The following is a 25,976-nucleotide window of genomic DNA, read 5'->3' on the forward strand; positions in this document are numbered from 1 at the left end:
TGGTGTTGAACTCCTTCGGAAATCCTGGTATGATTAAGATGGTTTTGAGCCTCAGAAGATAGGGTGATCGGATGAGCAGAGAGAGAAGCAAATTCCCATCTACCAAAAGCGTGCGAAGGTTCTTCGATAGATTAAAAGGTGAATACCCCAAGGTCGATCCCATCTGCTCCCATTTCGGACGCTGTGGGGGATGTTACATGCAGGATATCTCTTATGAGGATCAATTGCGCATGAAACTTTCATTTCTAAGGGAGCTCTTCGGAGATCGGTTCGAGCTGGAAGGGATAGTGATCCCGTCGCCTCAACCCCTCTATTACAGGCATAGGATGGATTTCGTCTGTGCTTTCGGGAAGATCGGACTTAGAAGAAGGGGCAACTACGCCGAGGTGATCGATCTCGACGAATGTCACCTCATATCTCCGCATGCCTTTGATCTGCTGAGATTCATCAAAAGGAGGGTGAGGGAGCTTGGAATAGAAGACTATGATTTCCTGGAGCATCAGGGATTTCTGAGATATGTGGTTCTGAGGGAAGCTAAGTTCACGGATGAGCTGATGGTGATCTTCACCTCCGCCTCGCCTCCGGATGTAAGGCAGAGGGAAAAACTGGTTCGGCTCTTGGAAGAGGCGCTCGATCGGTCTGAAAGCGTCTACTGGCTCAAGCATGAGGGGCTGAGCGATCACTCCTATGGCGAGCCGATCCTAAATCTGGGAGCGCCCCATATCACCGAGAAAGTCGGACCGTATCGGTTCATGATCAAACCGGACGTCTTCTTCCAGAGCAATCCGCTTCTTGTCTGGAAGGCATATGAAGACATCAGAGAATGGGTATACGGTAGGGTGCTGGATCTCTACTGCGGCATAGGCACAATATCGGTCTACATAAGCGATGTCTGCGATCACGTGACAGGGGTGGAGATAGCCGATTTCTCCGTTCAAGCTGCAGAGGAAAACGCGAAGCTCAACGGGATCGAAAACGTCAGATTTTACGCTAGCGATGTGGGCGAATATCTGAAAAAGGATGTTAGGTTTGATGTGATAGTTGTCGACCCACCCCGCCCGGGGCTTTCGCGTAAGATCATAAAAAGGATCAAACGGATCGGCCCGGATAGGATCGTCTATATGTCATGCAATCCGATCACCCAGTTTGAGGACTTAAAGAGATTATGCGATGAGTATGAGCTTGAAAGGCCGATCCGAGCATATGATATGTTTCCCCAGACATATCATATCGAGACCCTGGCTATCCTCAAAAGGCGTCCCCCGGGAAAAAGGAGAAGGAGGAACAGAAATGGATAGGGAGTTAAAGATTGGGATAATCGGATGCGGTGAGATAGCGGTCTCACATGCTCATAGCATCGCCGATGCCCGCAACGCGAGGATAGTTATGACGATGGATGTCAAAGGGGAGGTGGCGAAGGATTTAGCGGATAGATATGGAGCCGCCTACACGATCGACCTGGATGAGATGCTGTCGAATTCAGACGTGGACGCCGTTTATATCGCCACTCCGCATTACCTACATGCTCCCATCTCCGTCAAGGCAGCTGACGCCGGGAAACACGTCATGGTGGAAAAGCCGATAGCCGTCAATCTACAACAGGCCCAGGATATGATTGAGGCGGCGAAGAGGAACGGCGTGCTTCTCTCCGTATGTTTCGTCATGAGGTATCGTCCGGATGTTCGTAAGGCGAAGGAGTTAATCGAGCGAGGGGCGATCGGGGATGTGATAGCTTTGAAGATGTCCGCTATGGGCGATAAACCCGCCTCATATTGGCACGGCGGATACTCCGGAAGGGTCAAGACCGACTGGCGGACTAAAAAGGATCAGAGCGGCGGTGGTATATTGATCATGAACGCCGTACACAACATCGATGTGATGAGGTTCATCACAGGTCTTGAGGCCATCAGGGTCTATGCCGAATACGACACCTTTGTCACACCCGTGGAAGTGGAGGATTGGATAAATGTGATCATCCGTTACGATAACGGCGCCATCGGTTCCATAGATGCAAGCTCCTGCGCTAGGGGTAAGGGGGATTTCGGAGACAGGATCTTCGGCGAAGATGGACAGATAGTTCTTGGAACCCCGCTTCGGATCTATACGACGCTCCCGGTGGAAGGGCTTGAGCTAGGGAAATGGAACGAGGTCCAACTACCGCGGATTGGGAACCCACGCACCCTTTATATCGAGGAGTTTGCTGAAGCTGTGTTCTCCGGCGCTGATAAGCCCCCTGTGACGGGCGAGGATGGCTTGAAAGCCCTTCAGATCATCACCGCCGCATATGAATCCGGTGAGAAACATCAGCCGGTCACGATTTAAACGAGAGATGAGGAGTTAGGAGGGAAAAAGACCGTTATAAGGAGGTTCAGACGATGATAAAAGTAGGTTTGGTGGATTTCGACACGTCACATGTTGTCGCCTTCACCCAGAGGCTCAATCATATCGACATAGATGAGGAACAGTGGGTTGAAGGCGCAAAAGTGATTATCGGATGTCCGGGGGAATCGAAGATATCCCCGGAGAGAATACCCGGGTTTACGGAGAAGCTGAAGGAGTACGGCGTCGAGCTGGTGGATAAGCCTGAGGAGATGATCGGTAAAATAGACGCCGTGATGGTGGAATCCGTGGACGGCAGCGTTCACTATGAGAGGGCTTTGCCCTTCATAGAGGCCGGGATCCCCACCTTTATAGACAAACCCTTCACCTGCTCGCTCGATGAGGCCAAGAAACTAGCCGAGCTCGCTAACGAAAAGGGAGTTCCCCTTTTCTCCTCATCCTCCCTCAGATACGCCCTTGAGGTTCAAGAAGTCAAGGCGAAGAGGGAGAAGTATGGAGACGTGGTGGGCGTTGACGCATATAGCCCCGCGCCGCAGCATTCCAGAAACCCCGGTCTGTTCCATTATGGCATCCACGGGGTTGAGACCTTATACGCCCTGATGGGGCCAGGTTGTGAATATGTGACCTGCATCTCGGATGAGGGAACCGACGTGGTGGTAGGCCATTGGGAGGACGGGAAGGTCGGAACGGTCAGAGGTATCCGTAAAGGGGCAAGCGGCTATGGGTTTTCCGCCTTCTGCCAAAATCGAATCTTGCTTTCTCAGATCAATACCGCTTACATATACAGGGAGCTTCTGAAGAGGGTCGTGGAGATGTTTCAGACCGGCAAACCTCCGATAGATATCTCGGAAAGCCTGGAGATCGTCGCCTTCATAGAGGCCGCCCTGAAATCCTCCCAAAAAGGTGGGGAACCGGTGAAATTGGAGATCCGATAAGGAGGATGCGAGATGAAGATAAGCTGTTGTGCATATTCTTTCCGCCAGTATCTGACGGGCGGAGAGATGTCGCTTGAGGATTTCTTGGACAAAGCCGTCGAGATGGGCCTTGACGGAGTGGAGCTAACTGCCTACTACTTCCCGACAACTGAAACCGATTACCTCAATAAGCTCAAAAGAGAGGTGTTCCTGAGAGGATTGGATATCTCAGGAACGGCCGTCGGGAATAACTTCTGCAAGGCCGATCCGGAGGAACGGCGTGGACAGATAGAGATGGTTAAGGAATGGGTGGATATCTCCTACCACCTGGGTGCGCCCTGCATAAGGGTCTTTGCTGGCGGAGTCCCGAAGGGCCATACCGAGGATGAAGCCTTCAGATGGGTGGTGGACGCTCTCAAGGAGTGTGTGGAATACGCCGCCCCTAAGGGGGTTATCTTGGCGCTTGAGGATCACGGCGGTATAACCTCAACGGCCGAGCAGGTGCTTAAGATCTACAACGCCGTCGGTTCAGAATGGCTCGGGATAAATCTGGATACAGGGAACTTCCGGACGGACCCCTACAAAGAAATAGCTGAGGTGGCTCCCTATACCGTCACGACTCACGCGAAGGTGACCATTCTTAACCCACAGACCGGAAAGCGGGAGAAAGCCGATTTCGCCAGGATATCGGAGATCCTCAGGGAGGCAGGTTATAAGGGCTATATCTCGATAGAATATGAGGAGTCCGAAGACCCCATGACCGGCGTGCCGAAGTTCGTCGAGTATCTCAAAAGCGTGATCCGCTAGACGGGGAACGAAGATAGGGAGTAAGGGCCGGGCATTCCCTTTGAATGTCCGGCCCTGCGATCACTTAACACGAGCGGTTGTTCCGACATGATCTCTATGGTATAATATCCCAGCTTTCCGAGGAGATGGGATATGGAAAAAGTCAATGTGATCCCGATCCTAGATGCAGATGATGAGGAACTGATGAGGATAAGCAGGGAAGGGCTGCTCTCGTTGAACCTCGCCGAGATGAGGACGATCCAGAATTACTTCCTGAGGTTGGGCAGGAATCCGACCGACGTCGAGCTGGAGACGATCGCTCAAACTTGGTCGGAGCATTGTGTTCACAAGACCTTTCGCGGACTTATCGAATATATGGATGAAAACGGAACGAAATTGATAGATAACCTGTTAAAATCGACCATCATGCGCGCCACATTTGAGATAAACAAACCATGGTGTGTTTCAGTCTTCTCGGACAACGCGGGGATAATCGAGTTCGATGAGAATTACAACCTCGCCTTCAAGGTCGAAACTCACAATCACCCTTCGGCGATAGAGCCCTATGGAGGAGCGGGCACGGGGATCGGCGGCGTGATCAGAGACCCATTGGGAACCGGATTGGGGGCGAAGCCCATCCTGAACACCGACGTCTTCTGTTTCGGAATGCCCGATTATCCATACGATCGGCTTCCCAGAGGTGTGCTACATCCCAAACGGATCCTCAAGGGTGTGGTGGCAGGCGTACGGGATTACGGCAACCGGATGGGAATTCCCACCGCTAACGGAGCGATACTGTTTGACAACCGATACGTCAGCAATCCGCTCGTCTATTGTGGCAACGTCGGGCTGATACCGAAAGACCGAAGCTCCAAGGAGGTCTCCCCCGGAGACCTGATAGTGGTGATAGGCGGCAGAACCGGAAGGGACGGAATACATGGGGCGACTTTCGCATCTTTGGAGTTGGATGAAAGCTCCGAGGGACTCGGAAGCGTCGTGCAGATAGGCAATCCGATCGTCGAGAAGAAGATGGTGGATACACTGCTCCAGGCGCGGGACAGGGGGCTTTATTCGGCCATAACGGACTGTGGCGCCGGGGGGCTTTCGTCGGCTGTGGGAGAGATGGGGGCCGAAACAGGGGCGATCGTGCATCTTGAAAGGGTCCCGCTTAAATACGAAGGGCTTGCACCATGGGAGATCTGGCTCTCAGAGGCGCAGGAGAGGATGGTGTTGGCCGTGCCGCCCGAAAAGGTCGAGGAGCTGATCCATGTCTTCGCCGCCGAGGACGTCGAAGCCACCGTCATCGGCCGGTTCACCGACACCAAGAGGTTGGTCGTGATGTATGGGGATGAGGTGGTGGCCGACATCGATATGGACTTCCTACACCATGGCAGGCCGAACGTCAAAAAAAGGGCCGTTTGGGTTAAACCTCGATATCCCGAGCCGGATTTCGCCGAGCCCGAGGATCTGACGCCATGTCTTCTGAAGATCCTCTCCTCACCCAACGTCGCCAGCAAGGAGTGGGTGATAAGACAGTATGATCACGAGGTTCAGGGTGGGAGTATACTCAAACCGCTTCAGGGCAGGGAGAACGACGGGCCCGGAGATGCCTGCGTCCATACGCCCGTTCTGGGATCTAGGAAGGGAATAGCGGTTGCAAACGGGATCAATCCGAAATACGGGGATATAGATCCATATTGGATGGCCGCCTCGGCCATAGATGAGGCGCTTCGTAACATCACGGCCGTCGGCGGAAACATAGGGAGAACCGCTCTCCTAGATAACTTCAGCTGGGGGAATCCCGATAAACCAGATCGATTGGGAGGGTTGGTCAGAGCCGCAAAAGCTTGTTACGACATCGCTGTCGCATACGGGACGCCCTTTATCTCAGGCAAAGATAGCCTCTATAACGAATACCGGGATACGAGGACGGGCGAGGAGATAGCCATACCCGGAACCCTTCTCATCTCCGCTATCTGTGTTATCGAGGATGTGACGAAGATCGTCAGCATGGATTTCAAAATGGAGGGCGATCTGATATATGTCGTCGGGTTGACCTATAATGAGATGGGTGGCTCTCATTATCTTGATCTCTTCGGATATACCGGTAATTCTGTTCCCAAGGTCAGACCTGATATCGGGAAAAACGTGATGTTGAAACTACATGACGCTATCAAGGGCGGGCTCGTGATGGCGTGTCATGATTGCTCTGAGGGCGGGATCGGGGTTGCTGTAGCCGAGATGGCTTTCGCCGGCGGATTGGGAGCGGAGATCGAACTTCACTCGGTCCCTCTAGGGGAGGAGATCGACAGGGACGATTTCATCCTCTTCTCCGAATCCAACAGCCGCTTCATCGTCGAGGTGAAACCGGAAAAGCGTGAGGAGCTCGAGAGAGTTATGAACGGCGTGCCGCTTGGGTTAATCGGCCGTGTGAGGGGTGATGAGAGGTTCATCGTTAAGGGGAGAACGGGACGGATCGTTATCAGTTCCGACATATGGGAGATGAAGCGGGTCTGGAAATCGACGCTCAGCTTCCCCTAAGTATCTTCACGGGAAAATAGGTTATCTTGCAGATTTCCGGATCGCTGATGTTCATGCCGCTTATCTTCAGCGTTTCGGCGATTCTGTTTATCGTTTCCTCGTCCGGAACCACGGCCAGGATGAGCTTGGCGTAGCTTTTTCTTCTGCTCAGATCGGCTCTAAATCCGGCGAATATGGGCATCTCGAAGGCGAGCACATTTCTCATATTGACGGCATCGATGATAAGACTATCCCCCACCCCTTCGGCCGTGAGGGCGAGCATCACATCATCTTGAAACCTATCTTGATAGAGATGGATTATCAGGTAATACATCTTCCTCTCCCAAACTCATTTCGTTTTGCCGACCTCCCCTGCCTTGACTATGGCCAGCTTGACGAAAGGGGCACCGATAATCTGAACGACAAATGTGGTCGCCGTTATCACCGTTATTATGTATTTTCCGAGCTCAGCGTTCTGACTACCCGCCTGAATCAGCTCGTGATATATTGAAAGGGCCAGTCCGATAGCCACACCTGCCTGGGAAAAGAGACCTAGCCCGGCGTATTTCCTCACTTTCGGATCAGCTTTACCGAACGTCGCCCCCAGATATGTCCCCAGATATTTTCCCGACTCGCGCAACGCGATGTAGGCAAGCCCGACCAAACCCATCTTCGGCAGGAGGGATATATCGAGTCTACCTCCGACTAAGACGAAGAAGAGCACGTAGATCGGCGGTGCGAAATCGTTTAGAACTTCGATCATCCTGCGACATACGGCGTATCTCAGGTTCACCATGGTCACACCCATGGACATCGTGGCGAGTATCAGGGAGAGATGAAATTTGACGGCTGTGCCGCTTATCAGCAGGATAATTCCGAGCGTGAAGGCCAGCAGTTCATTTCTGTGTTTGAGCCATTTTGCGGGGAGGACCGCTATCGCGCCCGCCGCCGCTCCCAGAGCTATGGCCAAGGTTATCTCCCGAAGTGGAGTCAACACAACGCCCTGCAGGCTCATCGGCTCGCCTGAGATGAAAAACTTAGCTAAGGGAAGACAGAACCCGTAGGATATCAGCGAAAAGGCATCATCGAGGCCGACAACGGCGTAGAGGGTAGTTGTTACAGGGCCTTTGGCCTTATACTCCTGAAGCACGTCCACCGTCCCCGCCGGAGCGGTCGCCGAAGCCAGGGCTCCCAGGAGAATTGAAAGGGGGGCGTTACGTGTGAGAGCGTAGGTTCCGAGGCCGACCAGGAAAAGGGCGAAACTGGCCTCAAGCGGAACTATCCACGCGATCGCCTTCCCCAGCCCTCTGAGGTTTCTGAGCGCCAGCTCGCCTCCTATCACGAATCCTATGATCCCAAGCGTAACTGAGGTCACGATATCGTATCGTAATGACCCTTCCAGGCTTAAAAGACCTATGACGGAGGGGCCCAGGATGACGCCTGCTATAACATATCCTACCACCTGGGGAGTGCGAAGGGCTTTCGCACCCTTAGCCACGTAGAGCCCCAAAAGCAATAAGATCGCCAGTTCCAGAAGGTCATTCATCTCCGAAACTCCGAATTATCTCCATCACTTCTTCAGGCGACTTGGAGTTGATGATCTTCCTTCTGATCCTCTCGTTTTTCAAGAGCAGCGTCACCTTCGCCAATGTTCTCAGATACATCGCCTGTTGATTCGGCCCCGCTATCATGACGATGATGTGCACCGGCTTATCGTCCAGGGCGTTGAACTCTATTCCCTCCTTTGAGATGCCCATGGCTATGACGAAGTCGGAGACGGAGTCCAACTTGGCATGAGGCACGGCGATGCCCAATCCTATCCCCGTGCTCATTATCCTCTCCCTCTCCAGGATAGCCTTCAGCAGTTCCTCCTTATCCTTTATGTGATGCGATTTCGATATCACATCGACAAGCTCCAGCAGGGCTTCCTCCTTGGTTTTGGATTTAAGGGCGACGATTCTATCAGGCGATATAAGCTCGACAAGGCTTTTCATCGCTACATCTCCGCCAGACGTTTTTCGGCGGTGGTTTCGCAAATTCTATGCCATTAACGACACACCGTCAACACTAACCTTAACTATACCTCCTGGGGAACGAGATGCAAAAAATGCAGCTATCATGTTAGCCGGACGATCAGGAGTGCACCTAAGGCACAGGTGTGGTGTAACCTGTAGCGCGAATGTTTCGTTATATAGGGCAAGTTACCTATGGAGGGGAAGATGCTTGCCTTAAAACCGGGGTTTATTAGGATCGCCCTTCTTTCCCTTTCAATAATCGCATCGATCCCAATGCACGCCGAGGAGGTTCTCCCCCTTTCAGAACAGCCCACCCTCGATTCCTCACCCTTCAGACTCGGAGAGCGGTTGATCTTCAAGGCGAAGGTCTTGGGCATACCGGCCGGATGGCAGATATTACAGACGCTCAGCGTGGAGAGGATCGATGGTCGGGATGTGATCCATGTTAAATCGACATCTCAGACGAACGATTTCTTCTCTAAGATCTACTATTTCAGGGATTCGAGGGAGAGCTACATCGATCCCGAGACATTCAGGCCGATCCTTTACAAGAAGGAGATCGTGGATAGGAAGTTCAGGGCACATGTGGAGATCGATTTCGATCCCGATGATGGAATAGCGGTTATGAAGGAGAAAGGGAAAGCCATGCGGATCGAGGTTCCACCTGACGTTCAGGACGAGCTCTCCATGTTGTTTCTGGTTAGGGCCAAAGCGATCGAGCTGGGCAAACCCTATACCTTTCCCCTCCTCCTGAGAAAAAAGGTTCAGATAATCACTGTGAGAATGACCGGCGTTGAAACCGTCAAGACCGTTCTGGGTAAGGTGCGCACCATCGTCCTGTGTTCTTCAAGCGGACATAAACTTTGGCTCACGGACGATGATCGTAGGATTCCCGTCAAGATAGAGGCTCGCACCAAGTTGGGGAAAATCGTGGGGATCTTAGAAAAGGTGAACTGATCATGAATCAAACACAGGCTCAGATTCATCATTTATAAATATGTCGAGAGATGGGCGATAGTCACCACGTGAGGCGACGCCACGGCCGGATTTCTCTTCTGGAGAACACGCCAGAACCTGCTTAAGATGGACAGGGAGATATAGCACTCAAAAAGCTGGAGGCCGGTAAAAAAGCGTATTGGGCGAGGATGTGATACTGAGTTAAGAGGTCTCTTCATCCAATAGTTCTCCCAGGTATTTTCTCACTTCGTCGACTAGCCTTCCGTATAAAGCTTCAGATTGGAGGATGAATCTTCTGATCGAGTTCCATTTGACATCAAGGTATTCATGTGCTATCACGTTTCTCAACCTTACATATCTAGCGAGTTCCTCAGTATTTCGCTTGTCGAATCCCTCCACTGAACCGAGAAGGAAGACGATTGCCCTATAAGTTTGAGGCACTTCAATCCCTTCCAGGGATAGGATAAGCTTGGCGATGTCGATCGAGGAATTCACCAGGTTTTCCACCCATCTCTCTACTTCCCTTCGTTTGCTACGGTTAGTGCTATACTCTTCCCATGATAGTGACTCGAACAGAGGATAATCGCTGAGTTCCTCCTCCAGGAATCTAAGGTGTCTTATTAATCTCTCTTTCAGCTCTTCTCTCATACCTTAATCTCTCCAAGAAATCCCTCTTCATCATCTCCCTGAAATCGATGGCTTCGGAGGTTACCACCAGCATGAAATCGACATATAACCCCGGATCATTGATGAGTATGGGTATCCCCCTTATAGCGCTATCCGCTACCGTAGCGGGGGCTCTGTTCAGAACCAGCAGTTCCACCTCTCTATTCAGCAGTTCCTCCAGATCCGACCAGATCTCCTCTTCACCCTCGTAGTAGATCTCCTCCTCGAACTCTATCGGCCTGCGCCTCTTCGGATAGAAATACACCGCCACATCCACATCTGATCTCGGTGTAGCAGTTCCTTTAGCCTGGGAGCCGAACAGAAAGGCGAAAGCCACATCATTCCTTTTCCCGAAATATCCCTTTAATTGATCGATGAGGAACAGATCACACATTCCGATCGGGATTTGGAAGGAGAGGATTGGAGTTGATCAAGGGGCGAACGATCGCCATCCGCCCCTTGATTTGGAGGATGGTTTACCATACTCTATTCTTTCGCCTGCTTCTCCCTGATGGCCGCCTGTGCGGCAGCCAGCCTTGCTATGGGCACGCGATACGGCGAGCAGCTCACGTAATCCATCCCCACCTTATGGCAGAACTCGATCGAGTCGGGATCGCCGCCGTGCTCGCCGCAGATACCGATCTCGAGATCCGGCTTGGTTGAACGCCCCTTCTTAACTCCGATCTCCACGAGTTGTCCCACACCGACCTGATCCAGCGACTGGAACGGGTCTTTCTCATAGATGCCGCTTTCGACGTAGAAGCCGAGAAATTTGCCGGCGTCGTCCCTGCTCATTCCGAGCCCCATCTGGGTGAGGTCGTTGGTTCCGAATGAGAAGAAGTCCGCCACCTCGGCGATCTCATCGGCCGTCAAGGCGGCTCTGGGCACCTCGATCATGGTTCCGACCATGTAGTCGAACTTCACGCCGCTCTCACGCATGACCTCCTCGGCGACCCTGTCGACTATTTCTTTTTGCATCTGGAGCTCCTTGACGTTACCCACGAGCGGTATCATCACCTCGGGTATGACCTTGATCCCGCGCTTTGCCACCTCGGCGGCGGCCTCAAATATGGCTCTAGCCTGCATCTCGGTCACCTCCGGATAGGAGACGCCGAGACGACATCCTCTGAAGCCGAGCATCGGATTGAACTCATGGAGTCTCTCGACCGTTTCGAGCACCTCCTCTAGTTCTCTGAGCTTAGCGAGTTTCTCGTCCATATCGGAGAGCGTGCTGGAGTTTGCAAGCTCGAACTTCAACTCGGCTATCTGCTGGAGGAGCTCCTCTCGTCTGGGCAGGAACTCGTGAAGCGGCGGATCGAGGGTACGGATGATGACCGGCAGACCGTCCATGACCTCAAATATGCCGATGAAATCCTCCCTCTGATAGGGCAGGAGTTTGGCAAGCGCCTCCCTTCTACCCTCCGCATCCTTGGCCATGATCATCTCGCGCATGGCGATGATCCTATCGCCCTCGAAGAACATGTGCTCGGTACGACATAGCCCTATCCCTTCGGCGCCGAATTCCCTGGCGACCTTGGCGTCCTTAGGGGTATCGGCGTTCGTCCGGACGCCGAGACGGCGGAACTCATCGGCCCACTTCATCAGCGTCTCGAAATCGCCGCTTATCCGGGGCTCAACCAGGGGAGCCTTTCCGAGGATAACCTCGCCGGTTGTGCCGTTTATGGTGATGTAATCGCCCTCTTTGACGACGATATCGCCTACTCTGAAGGTGCGGGCGCCTTCATCGACCAGAACCTCACCGGCCCCGGCGACACAGGGTTTTCCCATACCTCTGGCCACCACGGCAGCGTGGCTGGTCATCCCGCCGCGCGAGGTCAAAATCCCCTGAGCCGCGTGCATCCCGCCTATATCCTCCGGCGAGGTCTCAGGCCTGACCAAAAGCACCTCCTCGCCGTTTGAGGCCCATTCCTCGGCCGTTTTGGCGTCGAAGACCACTTTTCCGACGGCCGCCCCTGGAGAAGCCGGAAGGCCTTTGGCTATCACCTCGACCTCAGCGTTGGGATCTATCATCGGATGTAGCACCTGATCCAGGGCCATCGGATCAACCCTGAGAAGGGCCGTCTCCCTATCTATCAGGCCCTCTCTCACCATATCGACGGCGATCTTGATGGCAGCCGCCCCCGTGCGCTTGCCGGTTCTGGTCTGAAGGAGGAAGAGCTTGCCGTTTTGAATCGTGAACTCGATATCCTGCATGTCCTTGTAATGCCTCTCCAGCGTCTCGCACACCCGCATCAACTGCTCGTGGACCTCCGGCATGACCTCCTTAAGCTCCTCCACCGGTCGAGGGGTTCGGATTCCGGCGACCACATCCTCGCCCTGGGCGTTGATGAGGAACTCGCCCATGACCTTCTTCTCGCCGGTAGCCGGATCACGCGTGAAGGCGACGCCTGTGCCGGAATCGTCGCCCATGTTGCCGAAGACCATCGTCTGGACGTTGACAGCCGTGCCCAAATCGTCGGGTATGTTGTGGATCTTCCTGTAGATGATCGCCCTCTCGTTGTTCCACGATTCAAAGACGGCGTTGATGGCCATCCAAAGCTGTTCCTGAGGATCTTCGGGGAAATCCCTGCCGGTTTCATCCTTGATCAGCTTTTTGAACTTGCCGACCAGATCCTTCCAGTCCTCGGCGTCCAGATCGGTATCGAATCTGACGCCCTTCTCTTCTTTCTTCTGATCTATAAGCTCCTCGAATTTGGAGTGTGGTATGCCCAACACGACGTTTCCGAACATCTGGACGAACCTTCGATAGGCGTCATAGGCGAACCTGGGGTTGTTGGACTTTTTAATCAATCCCTGGACGGTATCATCGTTGAGGCCCAGGTTCAGGATCGTATCCATCATGCCGGGCATCGAGATCGGGGCTCCTGAGCGAACGGAGACAAGGAGCGGATTTTCGGGGTCTCCGAACTTGGCCCCCATGATCTGTTCAACCTTACGAAGGTTTTCCTCAACCTGTTCCTTAAGACCTTCCGGATATCGCTTGTTATTTTCGTAATAAAGCTTACAAACCTCGGTGGTGATGGTGAAGCCGGGCGGGACGGGGATTCCGATGTTGGTCATCTCAGCGAGTCCGGCGCCCTTTCCTCCAAGAAGATCCCTCATCTTAGCGTTGCCTTCAGCCTTCCCACGGCCGAAGAAGTATACGTACTTCGCTGCCATCTACTTCCTCCTTTTGCGGTGATAAACGTAAATTGGGCCGCGCATTATTTTACAATTTGGGCCCTGATTTCTGACATCCTCCCACGGCTAAAACACGTGGGGTTCCCACAGGGAACTTTAAGGTTAGGGTTTAACTATACTCCGTCGAAGTATAGTCCTTTACCCCATCGGGCCGGGAACCGGCGTTCCCGGTCTGGCCATTAGGCCGGGCGGTGTCAGACCACCCTTGCCGCAAGAGACATGCTCCTACGGCAGCGATGTTAATAGCTGCACTGCAGTCCGCTGCATAATTATAACATAAGAGGAGATAAAAGCAAGCCGCCTTTCATCCCACCCTTAAAAGGATGGGCTTTCCCGGAGGCTCTCGTAAACTCAGAAGGAATACATCCCCTTACTGGCTTCCTCGTAGACGGGATCAAGCGGGTCGGTTGAAAGGTAAAGCTGCTGGCATGGCTCATAAAGCTGTATGTAGCTCCAATTGACCCCGCACAGTATCTTCTGTTCGTTGGCGAGTTTGACGAACTGTCCCCTGAACTTCGCCCTTGTTGTTTCAGGGGGATTACGCATAGCGTGTTCTATCGCCTCATCGGTGGCGATTCGCTCGACCCTTCCTTCTCTCTCGAGGATATAGTATAGGCCGACCTTGCGTCTGATGTTGTGATATTGCAGGTCGAGCATGTGAACCCTAGCGTCATCCCATCTTATCCTACGTCTATTCACGTAGGTCTCTATCATCCGTTTCTTTATCACCCAGTCGATCTCCCTGTCCAACTGCATCGGATCCTCGGCTATTTTGTCGAGTACGTAGGTCCATTTCTTGAGCACATCCTTGCTGACGGGATCGATCTCCTCCGTCTCGAAGTATCTATGGGCCGCCTCGAGGTAATATCTCTGTATCTCCACAGGGGTGAGTCTCTTGCCGCTTTCCAGCTCGATCGTCTTCTTACAGCTCAGATCCTCGGAGATCTGCTGTATCGCCTTGACCGAATCGTAAAGCGCCATTCGCTTGTCTAGGAATCCATCCTCGATCATCATCAACACGATATGCGTGGTGCCAACTTTCAGATAGTTGGTAAATTCCGACATGTTCGAATCTCCCACGATCACGTGGAGTCTGCGGTATTTCTCCCTATCGGCATGTGGTTCATCCCTCGTGTTGATTATCCCTCTGGCAGTGGTGGTGGCTATCGAGATATCCTCACGAATGTATTGAGCCCGCTGTGAGATGGCATATCCGCCCCTGATGCTGCTTTTGACCTTGCCTGCGCCCGTGTAGATCTGCCTCGTGACGAAGAACGGGATAAGCTGAGTGGCGAGCTGCCGGAGGCTGACATGTCTGTCCATCAGGTAATTTTCGTGACAGCCATAGGTGTTTCCGCGCGAATCGGTGTTGTTCTTGAATATGGATATCTTATGGTTAAATCCATCCCTTTGCAGGGCCCTTTCGGCCCTTATCATCAGCTCCTCCACGATCCGCTCGCCGGCCTTATCGTGGACCACCAGGTCATAGACGTTATCACACTCCGGCGTAGCATATTCCGGATGACATCCAATATCCTGATAGAACCGAGCTCCGTTCTCCAGGAAGACGTCCGGATACATCCTGCCGGAAGTTATCCCCTTAAAGAGATAGGTCACGGCATTCTGCACCGGAAGAGGCCTGCCGCCCTTGTTGAGCGGCATGCAGACGATGCCGTATTCGCTTTCGAGACCGAATATCCGCCGTTTCATGATAAAATCTCAGCCACCTTTCCCTTTGGAATTCTCTTGAATTTCCTCCTCTCCTTGTTCCTATCCAAAACGGCGACCTCCAGGTTATCGCAGGTCAGCTTCTTATCGTTCTCTATGCTCTCGATCCCTTTGACGGCCAGCTTTATCGCCTCCTCCAGGGGCATCCCCTCCTCGTAGATCCCCTGGATGAATTTCCTTATCTCCTCGGCATGGCCGCCTATGGAGGCTATCTTGCGTTCATCCCAGACGCTCCCGTCGAAGGAGATGTGAAAGATCTGGTTCTCCTCCGGCGTATCGCCGACCTCAGCTAGCAGTAACTCCACCTCAAGCGGCTTAGTGTCGATCTGTCTGAAGACGGTTCCGATCTGCTGGGAGTAAAGGGTGGCCAGCCATTTGGCGTTGACATCCTCCCTGCTGTAGGCGTATCCTTTGATCTCGCACTGATAGATCCCCGTGGTTCTCAGCGGCTCTATCTCCGGATACATTCCCACGGCAGCCAGGGCTATCCTGTCATATATCTCGTGGATCTTGTTCAACGTAGCGCTTAGGTTCTCGGCCACGAAAACGATGCCATCTATATATTCCAGCGCCACGACGTCCTTGCCCTTGGCGATCCCCTTTCTGGCATAGTTGGCCTTGTCAGCCATCACCTGTTCGGGGGAAACGTAGAACTGTGGCATGCCATCAACCTCTCTGCTTTCCTTTGAGCTTTTCCATCAATTCATCGAACAATCCGGCCACCTCATCATCCTTCAGGCTTTTGGTGCCCTCCTGGGTTATCAGCTTGAGGGTAGGATAGATACCCCTGATGAAGTCCGGTCCTCCAGTCGCTATATCCTCATCGGCCGCGTCCCATAGGGCCTCAACGGCCACCCTTAAAGCCGAGTCTCTGTCCATATCGGGTCTATAGAGCTTCTTCATGGTAGCGCGAGCGTCCTTGCCGCCTGATCCGATCGCGTAGTACTCCGTCTCCTCATATCTTCCGCCGGTGAGGTCGTATTTGAATATCCTCCCCTCCTTACGTTTGAGATCGTATCCGGCGAATATGGGTATGACCACCAATCCCTGCATCGCAGCCTGGAGATTCGACCTGATCAGCGTTGAGAGGAAGTTGGCCTTGCCCTCGAGGCTCAGGGGGGTACCCTCCATCTTCTCGTGATACTCGACCTGAACTTGGAAGATCTTTGCGATCTCGATACAGGGTCCTGCGATTCCGGCTATGGCTATGGCGGAGTATTCGTCCACCGAGAAGACCTTTTCGATCCTGCGCTCCCCCACCTGATATCCCTCCACCGCCCTTCGGTCGCCGCCTATCACCACACCGTCCTCATATTTCAGGGCCAGGATGGTGGTTCCGAGGAGCACCCCCTCTTTGTCTGGGAGGCGCCTGAGGGTTTTATGTGTTAGCGATTCAGTCCCAGGTAATGGAGAGCCGAAAGCAGGCCACAAATGAGGATGGTAACGCATCAGCATTTCGAGGAAGTCTGAGCTTTTAGGCTCCCACAGATCATTCGCCGCCGCGTTGTATGTAGTTTTCAATGAACTCCTCCGAATCCTCCTCAAGGATTTCATCTATCTCGTCCAGAAGCCTGTCCAGGTCATCTTTGATATCCTGGGCCCCCTTATCGGCTTCCGGCTCCTGACGCTCCTCCCTCTTCTCCTCTTCTCTCTTTTTGTATGTCTGCTTTCTCTCCTTGGAAGGCATATTCACACCCCCTCATTTAGACAGCTCATCAAAGAATTTTATCAATTCATCGGCGGTTTTGCAACCGTCCAGTATCTCACCCACCAACTCCTTCGTCCCCCTGCACGGGTCCTGCATGTAGATCTTATTCAAGGACGAGGATGAATTGAGCTCGAAGACCATTGAATTCCAACTGACGCTGTGAATCTGCTGCGAATACTTTTTCAGACACATACCTCTGAAATAGGCCCTTGTGCTTTCGGGCGGGTCGGTGACGGCGCTGAACGCCTCACCTGGGTTGAGGATCCTCTCAACCTGTCCGTTTTTGGCCAACCTGTAGTACAATCCTTTTTCAGGATCGACGTCGTGATACTGAAGATCCAACATCAGAACTCTGTGATCTGACCAATCGAGATTGAACCTTCTCATGTAAGCCTCTATCAGTCGTTTCTTGATGACCCAGTCTATATGCCTGTCCAACTGCATCGGGTCCTCTTCGAGTTTATCGAGCACGAACTCCCATTTATCAAGAATATCCTTGGCGATCGGATCGACTGTCAAGGATAGATGTTTGACGGCGAGGTTCAGGTATTCCCTCTGAATCTGTATGGGGGTCCAGCTTCCTCCTTTCAGCATGTTTATACGGCCTTTGCAGTTCAGATCCCTGGAGACCGATTTGATCGCCTTCACAGGGTTCATGAGCTTAAACCTGTCTTTGATCATCCCCATCTCTATGAGCGTCAGAACCAAAGCGGTGGTGCCCACCTTAAGATATGTGGTGAATTCGGACATATTGGCATCGCCGACTATGACATGTAGCCTTCTGAACCTCTTCTCGTCGGCGTGAGGCTCGTCGCGGGTGTTGATGATCGGGCGATCGACCATGGTGCTGAGCCCCACCTCCGACTCGAAGAAGTCGGCCCGCTGTGAGATCTGATAGACCGCCGGGTCGCTGCCGTTCTCATACCCAACCTTCCCGCTGCCGGTGAATATCTGCCTCGTGACCAGGAATGGGGTCAGACCGTCCACGATCTCCTGAAAATCCACCGATCTATCCATCAAATAGTTCTCATGGCATCCATAACTATGCCCCTTGTGGTCGCTGTTGTTCTTGTGGATTATTATTCTGGTGTCCTTTCCCAGAACATCCTCCGATATCCGACGGGAGATGTTGAGGATGATCTCTCCGGCCTTATCGTATTTCACCAGCTCTCTGGCGTCCAGGCATTCCGGAGTACAGTATTCGGGATGGGCGTGATCGACGTAATATCTTCCGCCGTTTATCAGGATGTCGTTTATCACCCGATTGCTCTCCTCATCGGGATTCTGCACCGTCTCATCGGTTGTGAACCCTCTGGCGTCAGAAGTGGGGGATTCCTGATCGTAATCCCACAGGACCTTATTCCTCTCCCTATCCCTGTAGCTGTTGACGACGAGGGTGGAAGCCGTGACAGGATCCCTGTCAACCGCCCCCTTCACGCTTATCCCATATTCCGTTTCGACACCCATCACCTTGGGAACCGGCATCTGCTATTCCCTCCAAAGGTTAGGATTACAGATATTGCCCCGTCCCGACGATCCTGTAATCTTTTTTCTTCTCCTCTTTATCGAACAGCGTTCTGACGCTGACGATCCTTTCGCTTTTACGGCCGGAAATCTTGGCCCAGTCATCCGGATTGGCGGTATTGGGCAGGTCCTCGTTCTCCTTGAACTCCTCGCGGATCGCCTTCTCGATGTCCTCGAACCTTATCCCCTTTTCCTCCTCGCCCTGGATGTATCTCTTGAGGGCGTGCTTTTTAGCCCTTGAGACGATATTGGCGATCATAGCTCCGCTGACGAAATCCTTGAAGTAGAGGATTTCCCTTTCGCCGTGGGCGTAAGTCACCTCGAGGAATTTGTTCTCGTCGGTCTCGGCATACATGATTTCAACCGCCCTTTCGATCATGCTCCTGATGGCAGCGTTTATATCCCCTCCGGCCGCTTCTATCTCGGATTGTGCGATCGGCAGATCGGGCTTCAGGTATTTGGAGAATATATCCTTCGCTCCTTCCTCATCCGGACGGTCGATCTTGATCTTGATATCCAGCCTACCAGGGCGGAGTATAGCGGGGTCGAGCAGGTCCTGCCTGTTGCTGGCCCCTATGACGATGACGTTTCTGACCCCTTCCACGCCGTCGATCTCTGCCAGGAACTGGGGGACGATGGTCGACTCCATGTCGGATGAGATGCCCAAGCCCCTCATTCTAAACAGCGAATCCATCTCGTCGAAGAATATGACCACCGGCATGCCCTCTTGAGCCTTCTCCTTCGCTCTCTGGAAGATCTCCCTGATCTTACGTTCAGTTTCGCCGACGTATTTGTTCAGCAGCTCAGGTCCTTTGATGTTGATAAAATACCCCTTTATGTCCTGGTTGCCGGTTATCTCGCGGGCTTTCTTGGCGAGGCTGTTGGCCACTGCCTTGGCTATAAGGGTTTTACCGCATCCGGGTGGTCCGTAAAGTAGAATCCCCTTAGGGGGTGTCAGTCCGAACTCCTTATACTCCTCCGGATAGACGTAGGGCAACTCTATGGCATCACGGATCTGCTCGATCTGTTTGTCCAGCCCGCCTATATCATCGTATGTTATATCCGGCACCTCTTCCAGAAGCAGATCCTTCACCTCTGCTTTGGGCAGCTTTTCCATCACCAATCCGGTCTGAAGGTTGACCAGCACGGTGTCGCCGTATCTGAACTCCTCCTCCTTGACCGTTTCAGCCAGCTCGACCACTCTTTCCTCATCCGCCCTGTAGTTGACTATAACCCTTTTCTCGTCCAGTCTCTCCTTCACCTTCACCACTTCACCCTGTCCGTCGAACTGACGAACCCCCACGACGTTATATTCGGAATTGACGATGACCTCCTGGCCTTTACGGAGTTTCGTCACGTCTATCGACGGATCTACGTTAACCCTCCATTTTCTCCCACCCAAGTCGACGTCTACCGTTCCGTCGTCATTTGCGTTCAGAAAAACGGCGTAATTGTTGGGCGGAGCGGTGAGTTTGTCGACCCTTTCCTTCAGGATTTCTATCTGTTCCCTCACATCGCGCAGGGCGTCCGTAAGTTTTCGGTTACGCCTATGCGCGTTTATCAGCTCACGCGTGGTTTCATACAGCCTCAGCTCGATCTCCTCAGAATGGGCCGAGTTAAGCTTACGTCTTAAATTGGCCACCTCGTTTTCAAGCGACTCCATGTAATTTTCAAGCCGTCTTATCTGTTCCTCATACTTGGCCACCAACTCGGCCTGAGGACCTATCTGCCGGACCTCTTCCATCGGCTATCATCCTTTCTTTATTCGGTTTATTAGCCTCCCCGGCTGCTGAGCTTGCTTACCTTAGCCTCAAGGGCCTCCACACGCATTCGGTAGTTCATCCAGGTCTTCAGTTGTTTGATCTGGGAGGCCAGCTCCGAGTCGGGGGACACTAATTTCTCCGCCTGCTTTATGTGATCGAACACCTGAATCTTGTTATAAAGCGACGTCCTGTCGTTTGAGAAGGCCCTGGCGTCGGCGTAGAAGTAAGCCAGGTAGATATGAGCCTCCGGCGTCGGATAGTAGCTGAGCGACTCATGAAGCAGGACGTTGCTGAATCCAGGAGCGCCGGCGTTATAGAAGGCCCTTCCGAGCTCGGCTAACCTCTTGGCCGCTACTTTGCGACATTTCAGGGCTGCATCGGTGTTCGGGTATCTCTCCAGAAGCTCATTCCACGTCTCCATCGCCTTGCCATAGCAGGGAGGCAGGAAGTCCGTATATCGCCACTCCCTCAGATCGCGATATCTGCTCAGGAGGAATCGCACTTCGAGGTAGTAGTTATCATACCTCATGCCCCTGCCGTAGAACTTCTCGTATCCCCTGCTCGGATATCCGGCGGGCCAATGGGGGCTGAGCCCGATCTTGCGTAGATCCATCTCCCCGAGCTGCGGGTACCTGTCGAGGATGTAGTAATACCTGACGAACGCCGCCAGCTTCCTGGTGTCCACCTTGGGTGGGGACTCGTACTTGGCCATGCGCCAGTAGCTCTCGCCTAACATCATCATCGCATCATCGGCCAACTCGCTCTTCGGGAACCTCTCGGTCAGTTCCTTGAACCTTTCGGCTGCCACATCGGGAAGGTTTAACTCCTCGAGGTAGATTCTGCCGATCTCGAAGAGGGCGTTATCTCTATGCGACTCCACACCCTCTCTGACCTCACTTTCCAGCTTGACTATCCTTGCCATCAGATCGAGGTTTCTCCTGGCCTCGCGCGCCTCGTCGTTGTTGAGATAGGGATACTTTCTGACAAGAGACCTATAGATCTCCCTCGCTTTTTTCACCTCGTTGAGGGCGAGGTAACAATCGCCGATCAGGAGTTTCGCCCTATCGGCCAGCTCGCTTTTGGAGTTCACCTTCTCATAGGCCTTGATAGCGGCCTTGTAATCTCCCTTGAGCCTATAGCTGTTGCCTATTTCGAACTGAGCGTTGTCCGCCTGATCGCTCTGCGGGTATTTGTCCAGGAGCTTCTGAAACTCGGCTATCGCCCTATCGTAGTCCTGCTCCTCCTGGAAACAAGAGGCGTTTTCCAGGATCATATCGATTTCTTTCTGCGGAGAGACTGCGCCCTTAGGTAAGCAGCCGGGGATTAAAAAGATCAGTGTGAGGGATAGAATCAAGGGAGATACAACCTTTAACCTGAATCTCATAACGATCACCTGCGGGTTTTCCCCGCCACCAGTGGAATTCGTGTAAGATTATATCATCGGTTTAAAGAACATGTCAAGGTTGCCTCGCCCCCTACCTCCTGATAGGCAGGATGATCTTGAAGGATGAGCCCATCCCAACCTTGCTTCTGAGTTCGATCTTGCCCCCATGAGCCTCGACGATCTGGAGCGTCAGCGACAGGCCAAGTCCCACGCCTCCCTCCCTCTCCTTCGTCGTGAAGTAGGCGTCGAAGATCCTGGGCTGGATCTCATCCGGTATCCCTATCCCTGTATCCCTTATCTCCACCACAGCCCTGTCCAGGAACTTGCCTTTCTCCAGCTTTGTAGTTATATAGATCTTGCCGCCTTTCGGCATCGCCTGGATGGCGTTCTGGATCAGATTATATATGGCCTGTCGGATCTTGTCGGCATCCAGGGGCACCTCTTTGAGCTCTCCGCAGTATCTCCTGATGATTGAGATGCCCGCGCTGTTAAAGGCGGCGTTGAATTCCGATAGTACGTCGTCGGTGAGTGATTCCAGATCTGTAGGCTCGATTTGAAGCGACGGCGGACGATTGAGGGTGAGAAATTGATCAGTTATCTGGCTGAGCCTTTTGACCTGTTTGTCCATGATCTCCAGGCATTCCCGTGCCTCATCAAGATCCTCCTCCGATACCTCGTCGGATGAGATGATCGATCTGAGGTATTGAACCGTCATGCTGATGGAGTTAAGCGGATTTCTTATCTCATGGGCCACACCGGAAGCCATTCTCCTTAGAGCTTCTATTCTCTCCCTATGAGCCACCTTTATCTGCCGGATCATGTCCGCCAATCTGGAGCTCACCCTGCCGATTTCACCCTTTGATCGGGAGACAACGAGGAAGTTCAGATCCCCCTCATCGGCCCTCTGGATTATCTCAACGAGGTTTTCAAGCGGCCGAATCACCATCCGTCCCGTGAGGAGGCTAATCAGGAACGCGAGGGAGATGCTGGTTGCCAGGACATATATCATGTGTATAAGCCTAAGCTCCCAGAGATAACTCGCCACATCCGGGGCGTCGAAGAGGATTTGGATGAGACCGTTTTCGATCACTATGTTGGAGTTATCCTCGAACCGAGCCGATCTGGGGTATGTGATGATCGCCTCGGTCACCCATCTGTCATGGTACCGCGCAAGCCTGTAGATCCGTATTCTCCCCCGAGATATCCTCTCATATCCCTCCCTGTCTATGTTAACCATATTTCCTATCTCCCACCCCTTCAAGCTCGCTACGATCTTCCCGTTTTCATCCGTCACGTTGACGTCAACGATTTGATCCTCAACGCCCATCTCCTTAACGACGCCTCTGAGCTCCCTCTCTATCATCTTAGGATCGGAGAGATCCTGTACGGTCGTCTTCAGCACGTCGGCTATATCGCGGATCAATATCCCACGGGAGATATCTCTCATCTGTCCCTCGATCCGGTCCCTTCTGAGTTTTATATCATCTATGACGAAGAAGAAGGCCATAAAGGTTATTATGAAGAGGTTTATTATGAGGGTGTATTTCCATTGCAGCCGCATCTGGTCAACACTCTCCCGACAGCTTCCTTCCATTTCCTCCTCAATAGGATCCGCCTTTCATCCTCCATCTGAGGGGTGAACGTTCTGTTGACCTTACGAAGAGATCGGATCCGGTCTAGATCCCACATATCGATGCTTAACCCGGCGAGGTAGGCTGCTCCTAAAGAGGTGGTCTCTCTATATTTGGATCGTTCCACGGGCAGGTTCAGGATATCCGATTGAAACTGCATAAGGAAATCATTGACCGATCCGCCGCCGTCAACCCGCAGAGCAGAGATTTTCATTCCGGAATCCCTCTCCATCGCTTCCATGACGTCGGCCACCTGATGTGCTATCGCCTCGAGCGTCGCTCTGACGATATGTTCCTTTCTGGTTCCCCGTGTGATCCCCAGGATAGCTCCCCTCGCCCGGCTGTCCCAGTAAGGCGCTCCGAGGCCGGTGAAGGCCGGAACGACATACACCCCGCCTGTATCCTCCACGCTTAAAGCCATCTCTTCGCTTTGGGCTGCCGATTCGATTATCCCTAAACCGTCCCTTAACCACTGCACCGCCGCTCCGGCGATAAATACGCTTCCCTCAAGGGCATATCTGGGCCTCTCCGTGACGGAACAGGCCAAGGTGGTAAGGAGCCCTTCATTTGAGTAAACGGGCTTTTCGCCGGTCTGCATCATCAGAAAACAGCCCGTGCCATAGGTGTTTTTGGTCTCTCCCCTCTCAAAACAGGCCTGGCCGAAGAGGGATGCCTGCTGGTCGCCGGCAACGCCGCATATCGGGATGCCCTCGATCTCGCTCGGCTCCTGAGCCACGCCGTAACGCGCCGAAGAAGGCAGCACCTCAGGAAGTCTGACGGCGCCCACATTGAAGATCCCTATCAGCTCTTCGTCCCATTTCAGCTCGTGGATGTTGAAGAGCATCGTTCGCGAGGCGTTGGTCTGATCGGTGGCGTGTGTTCTGCCGCCCGTCATCCTCCATATAAGCCAGGAGTCCACCGTCCCGAAGAGGATCTCCCCCTCAGGCTTGACGTCCCGGATGATCCAGGCGAGCTTGGTCGCGGAGAAATAAGGATCGAGGATAAGCCCTGTCTTATCTCTGACCTTCTCCTCAAGCCCCTTCTCCCTCAATTGATCGCACATATCCGCGGTTCGTCTGCACTGCCAGACTATGGCGTTGTGGACGGGTCTGCCGGTTTCAGCCTCCCAGACGATCGTCGTCTCACGTTGATTGGTGATCCCTATCGCCTTTATCTGTGAGGAGGAGACCTGTGATCGGGAGAGCAACTTACGAATGAGCCCCGCCGTCGAGCGCCAGATCTCCTCCGGGTCATGTTCCACCCAACCCGGTCTCGGGTAGATCTGTCTCAGTTCGGCATAGACCGATTCGGCAACTTCCCCTTCCTCATTCACAAGAAGAACGGTCGTCCCCGTTGTCCCTTGATCTATGGCGAGAACGTAATCCATTGTTCCTCTGACCCTCCCTATTTTACCACACCATCTCACCACCTGCAAGCTCATCTTTCAGATGTATTTTACACTCAATTTTGAAGGCTGGTCAACGGAGCCGGAATCCGTCCGCCATGTCGAACGAATCGTCGATTGCATCCGATGTTGCATATCTCCATCACAACGCTTTCCCCGAAAAGCCCTCCGAACACGACTCGTTCCCCCGCCTTCTTTTCAGGGACCGGTATGATCCTCACTGCGGTTGTCTTATGGTTGATGACCCCTATCGCCAGTTCATCAGCTATCAGTGCGGCGATCGTTTCCGCGTCCACATCGCCTGGAACGACGACCATATCCAGACCCACTGAACAGACGCTGCTCATCGCCTCCAGCTTTTCTATCGTCAGATAACCCGCTTCGACGGCGGCTGAGAGACCGATATCCTCCGAGACCGGTATAAAAGCGCCGGAAAGGCCGCCAACTGATGAGGATGCGAAAAGCCCGCCCTTTTTGACGGCATCGGTCAGGAGCGCCAATGCGGCTGTTGATCCTGGAGCTCCCACCGCCCTGATACCCATTGCCTGTAAAACCTCGCCCACGCTATCTCCGACCTTCGGGCTCGGCGCAAGCGATAGATCGACGATGCCGAACTTGGCTCCGATCATTCCGGCGAGCTCTCTCCCGATCAACTCGCCTATTCGTGTCAGCCTGAAGGCGGTGGTTTTGATAATCTCAGCCATATCGCCTAACGTCAGATCGGGTTTCATCTCCCTTCCCTTTTCGATCGCTCCTTTTACCACTCCCGGGCCGCTGATGCCGATGTTGATAACGCATTCCGCCTCGCCGATGCCGTTGAACGCTCCCGCCATGAAGGGATTATCTTCAGGCGCGTTTGCGAAAACGACGAATTTAGCGCATCCGAAGCCATCCCTCTCGCTGGTACGGCGGGAAAGCTCTATCAACATCTCACTCACAAGCAAGATGGCATCCATGTTGATTCCCGCCTTGGTTGAGGCGGCATTGACGGAAGCGCATACCCTTTCCGTCTCCGAGAGGGCGAACGGGATCGATCGTATCAGGCCCTCATCGTCCGGCGTCATCCCCTTATGCACTAAAGCGGTGTAGCCGCCTATCAGGTCAACCTTCACCTCACGTGCCGCCTCATCCAGAGCATGGGCTACTTGGATAAACCCCTCTTCACCGTGTCCTGCGGCGACTATGCTGATGGGCGTAACGGCCACCCTCCGGTTCACGATTGGGACGCCGTATTTCGCCGCCAGCGTCTCACAGGCCTCCCATAGCTTCCCCGCCCGATCTATAATCCGCCCGCGGATGCGCTCGCACAATTTATCTGTGCTCTCAGATCGGCAATCCAGCAGGCTGATCCCCATCGTTGCAGCTCGGATATCGAAGTTCTCCTCATGGATCATCCGTATCGTCGTCAGGATATCCTCACTTCTCACCATCGGT

At 53.2% G+C, this 25,976-nt stretch carries 22 protein-coding genes; 6 read left to right on the forward strand and 16 right to left on the reverse strand.

Annotated features, from left to right (window positions below; genetic code table 11):
• The first annotated feature begins 71 nt into the window (after positions 1–71).
• The 5 genes from rlmD to purL all read left to right on the forward strand — a co-directional run bounded on the left by rlmD (position 72) and on the right by purL (position 6,581).
• Positions 72–1,298: a 23S rRNA (uracil(1939)-C(5))-methyltransferase RlmD gene (gene rlmD / locus J7M22_12935; GenBank protein MCD6507513.1), complete on the forward strand. Its 1,227-nt coding sequence runs from the start codon at positions 72–74 to the stop codon at positions 1,296–1,298.
• Positions 1,291–2,322, forward strand: a complete 1,032-nt coding sequence (locus J7M22_12940; GenBank protein ID MCD6507514.1) for a Gfo/Idh/MocA family oxidoreductase — start codon at positions 1,291–1,293, stop codon at positions 2,320–2,322. The genes rlmD and J7M22_12940 overlap by 8 nt, the downstream gene beginning before the upstream one ends.
• Before the next feature lie 53 nt (positions 2,323–2,375).
• Positions 2,376–3,275 (forward strand): Gfo/Idh/MocA family oxidoreductase, encoded by a 900-nt coding sequence (locus J7M22_12945; protein MCD6507515.1) that lies wholly within the window; start codon positions 2,376–2,378, stop codon positions 3,273–3,275.
• Positions 3,276–3,287: 12 nt separating this feature from the next.
• Positions 3,288–4,061: a sugar phosphate isomerase/epimerase gene (locus tag J7M22_12950; GenBank protein ID MCD6507516.1), complete on the forward strand. Its 774-nt coding sequence runs from the start codon at positions 3,288–3,290 to the stop codon at positions 4,059–4,061.
• Between the two features lie 132 nt (positions 4,062–4,193).
• The gene (purL, locus tag J7M22_12955; protein ID MCD6507517.1) at positions 4,194–6,581 is read left to right on the forward strand and encodes a phosphoribosylformylglycinamidine synthase subunit PurL; all 2,388 of its coding nucleotides are present in this window, start codon (positions 4,194–4,196) and stop codon (positions 6,579–6,581) included.
• On the opposite strand, the gene J7M22_12960 is transcribed toward purL, so the two are convergent.
• From J7M22_12960 to J7M22_12970, 3 genes are read right to left on the reverse strand one after another with little or no spacing between them, the layout of a single operon-like run.
• Complete coding sequence (locus J7M22_12960; protein MCD6507518.1) at positions 6,568–6,894, reverse strand: hypothetical protein; 327 nt, start codon at positions 6,892–6,894, stop codon at positions 6,568–6,570. The genes purL and J7M22_12960 overlap by 14 nt on opposite strands.
• A gap of 15 nt (positions 6,895–6,909) precedes the next feature.
• Positions 6,910–8,106: a cation:proton antiporter gene (locus J7M22_12965; GenBank protein MCD6507519.1), complete on the reverse strand. Its 1,197-nt coding sequence runs from the start codon at positions 8,104–8,106 to the stop codon at positions 6,910–6,912.
• Positions 8,099–8,554, reverse strand: coding sequence for a PTS sugar transporter subunit IIA (locus J7M22_12970; GenBank protein ID MCD6507520.1), 456 nt, complete (start codon positions 8,552–8,554; stop codon positions 8,099–8,101). Before J7M22_12970 ends, J7M22_12965 begins: the two co-directional genes overlap by 8 nt.
• Positions 8,555–8,779: 225 nt before the next feature.
• Between J7M22_12970 and J7M22_12975 the strand changes: the two genes are divergently transcribed.
• Positions 8,780–9,532: a DUF3108 domain-containing protein gene (locus tag J7M22_12975; GenBank protein ID MCD6507521.1), complete on the forward strand. Its 753-nt coding sequence runs from the start codon at positions 8,780–8,782 to the stop codon at positions 9,530–9,532.
• Positions 9,533–9,733: 201 nt separating this feature from the next.
• Here the strand turns inward: J7M22_12975 and J7M22_12980 are convergent, their stop codons facing one another.
• From J7M22_12980 to J7M22_13040, 13 genes are all read right to left on the reverse strand, one after another.
• Positions 9,734–10,180, reverse strand: coding sequence for a DUF86 domain-containing protein (locus J7M22_12980; GenBank protein MCD6507522.1), 447 nt, complete (start codon positions 10,178–10,180; stop codon positions 9,734–9,736).
• Positions 10,140–10,535 (reverse strand): nucleotidyltransferase domain-containing protein, encoded by a 396-nt coding sequence (locus J7M22_12985; GenBank protein MCD6507523.1) that lies wholly within the window; start codon positions 10,533–10,535, stop codon positions 10,140–10,142. The genes J7M22_12980 and J7M22_12985 overlap by 41 nt, the downstream gene beginning before the upstream one ends.
• Before the next feature lie 149 nt (positions 10,536–10,684).
• Positions 10,685–13,378 (reverse strand): pyruvate, phosphate dikinase, encoded by a 2,694-nt coding sequence (locus tag J7M22_12990; GenBank protein MCD6507524.1) that lies wholly within the window; start codon positions 13,376–13,378, stop codon positions 10,685–10,687.
• A 372-nt stretch (positions 13,379–13,750) separates the two neighbouring features.
• Positions 13,751–15,109, reverse strand: a complete 1,359-nt coding sequence (locus J7M22_12995) for a proteasome accessory factor PafA2 family protein (GenBank protein ID MCD6507525.1) — start codon at positions 15,107–15,109, stop codon at positions 13,751–13,753.
• Entirely contained in the window at positions 15,106–15,789 is a 684-nt protein-coding gene (gene prcA / locus J7M22_13000; GenBank protein ID MCD6507526.1) for a proteasome subunit alpha, read from the reverse strand. Before prcA ends, J7M22_12995 begins: the two co-directional genes overlap by 4 nt.
• Before the next feature lie 4 nt (positions 15,790–15,793).
• The gene (gene prcB / locus J7M22_13005; GenBank protein MCD6507527.1) at positions 15,794–16,582 is read right to left on the reverse strand and encodes a proteasome subunit beta; all 789 of its coding nucleotides are present in this window, start codon (positions 16,580–16,582) and stop codon (positions 15,794–15,796) included.
• Positions 16,583–16,616: 34 nt separating this feature from the next.
• Positions 16,617–16,814 (reverse strand): ubiquitin-like protein Pup, encoded by a 198-nt coding sequence (locus J7M22_13010; protein ID MCD6507528.1) that lies wholly within the window; start codon positions 16,812–16,814, stop codon positions 16,617–16,619.
• A gap of 12 nt (positions 16,815–16,826) precedes the next feature.
• Positions 16,827–18,320, reverse strand: a complete 1,494-nt coding sequence (locus J7M22_13015) for a proteasome accessory factor PafA2 (protein ID MCD6507529.1) — start codon at positions 18,318–18,320, stop codon at positions 16,827–16,829.
• A 25-nt stretch (positions 18,321–18,345) separates the two neighbouring features.
• Positions 18,346–20,022 carry a proteasome ATPase gene (arc, locus tag J7M22_13020; protein MCD6507530.1) on the reverse strand — a complete coding sequence of 559 codons (1,677 nt, stop codon included), beginning with the start codon at positions 20,020–20,022 and terminating at the stop codon, positions 18,346–18,348.
• Positions 20,023–20,132: 110 nt separating this feature from the next.
• Positions 20,133–21,506 (reverse strand): tetratricopeptide repeat protein, encoded by a 1,374-nt coding sequence (locus J7M22_13025; protein MCD6507531.1) that lies wholly within the window; start codon positions 21,504–21,506, stop codon positions 20,133–20,135.
• Between the two features lie 91 nt (positions 21,507–21,597).
• Positions 21,598–23,067, reverse strand: a complete 1,470-nt coding sequence (locus tag J7M22_13030) for a hypothetical protein (protein ID MCD6507532.1) — start codon at positions 23,065–23,067, stop codon at positions 21,598–21,600.
• Positions 23,037–24,524, reverse strand: coding sequence for a glycerol kinase GlpK (gene glpK, locus J7M22_13035; protein MCD6507533.1), 1,488 nt, complete (start codon positions 24,522–24,524; stop codon positions 23,037–23,039). Before glpK ends, J7M22_13030 begins: the two co-directional genes overlap by 31 nt.
• A 74-nt stretch (positions 24,525–24,598) precedes the next feature.
• A complete protein-coding gene (locus J7M22_13040) occupies positions 24,599–25,972 on the reverse strand; it encodes a PFL family protein (protein MCD6507534.1) in 1,374 nt (457 codons plus the stop codon).
• Positions 25,973–25,976 lie beyond the last annotated feature (4 nt).

The sequence above is a fragment of the Candidatus Poribacteria bacterium genome, assembly GCA_021162805.1.
In the GTDB taxonomy this organism is placed as follows: Bacteria; Poribacteria; WGA-4E; order B28-G17; family B28-G17; genus JAGGXZ01.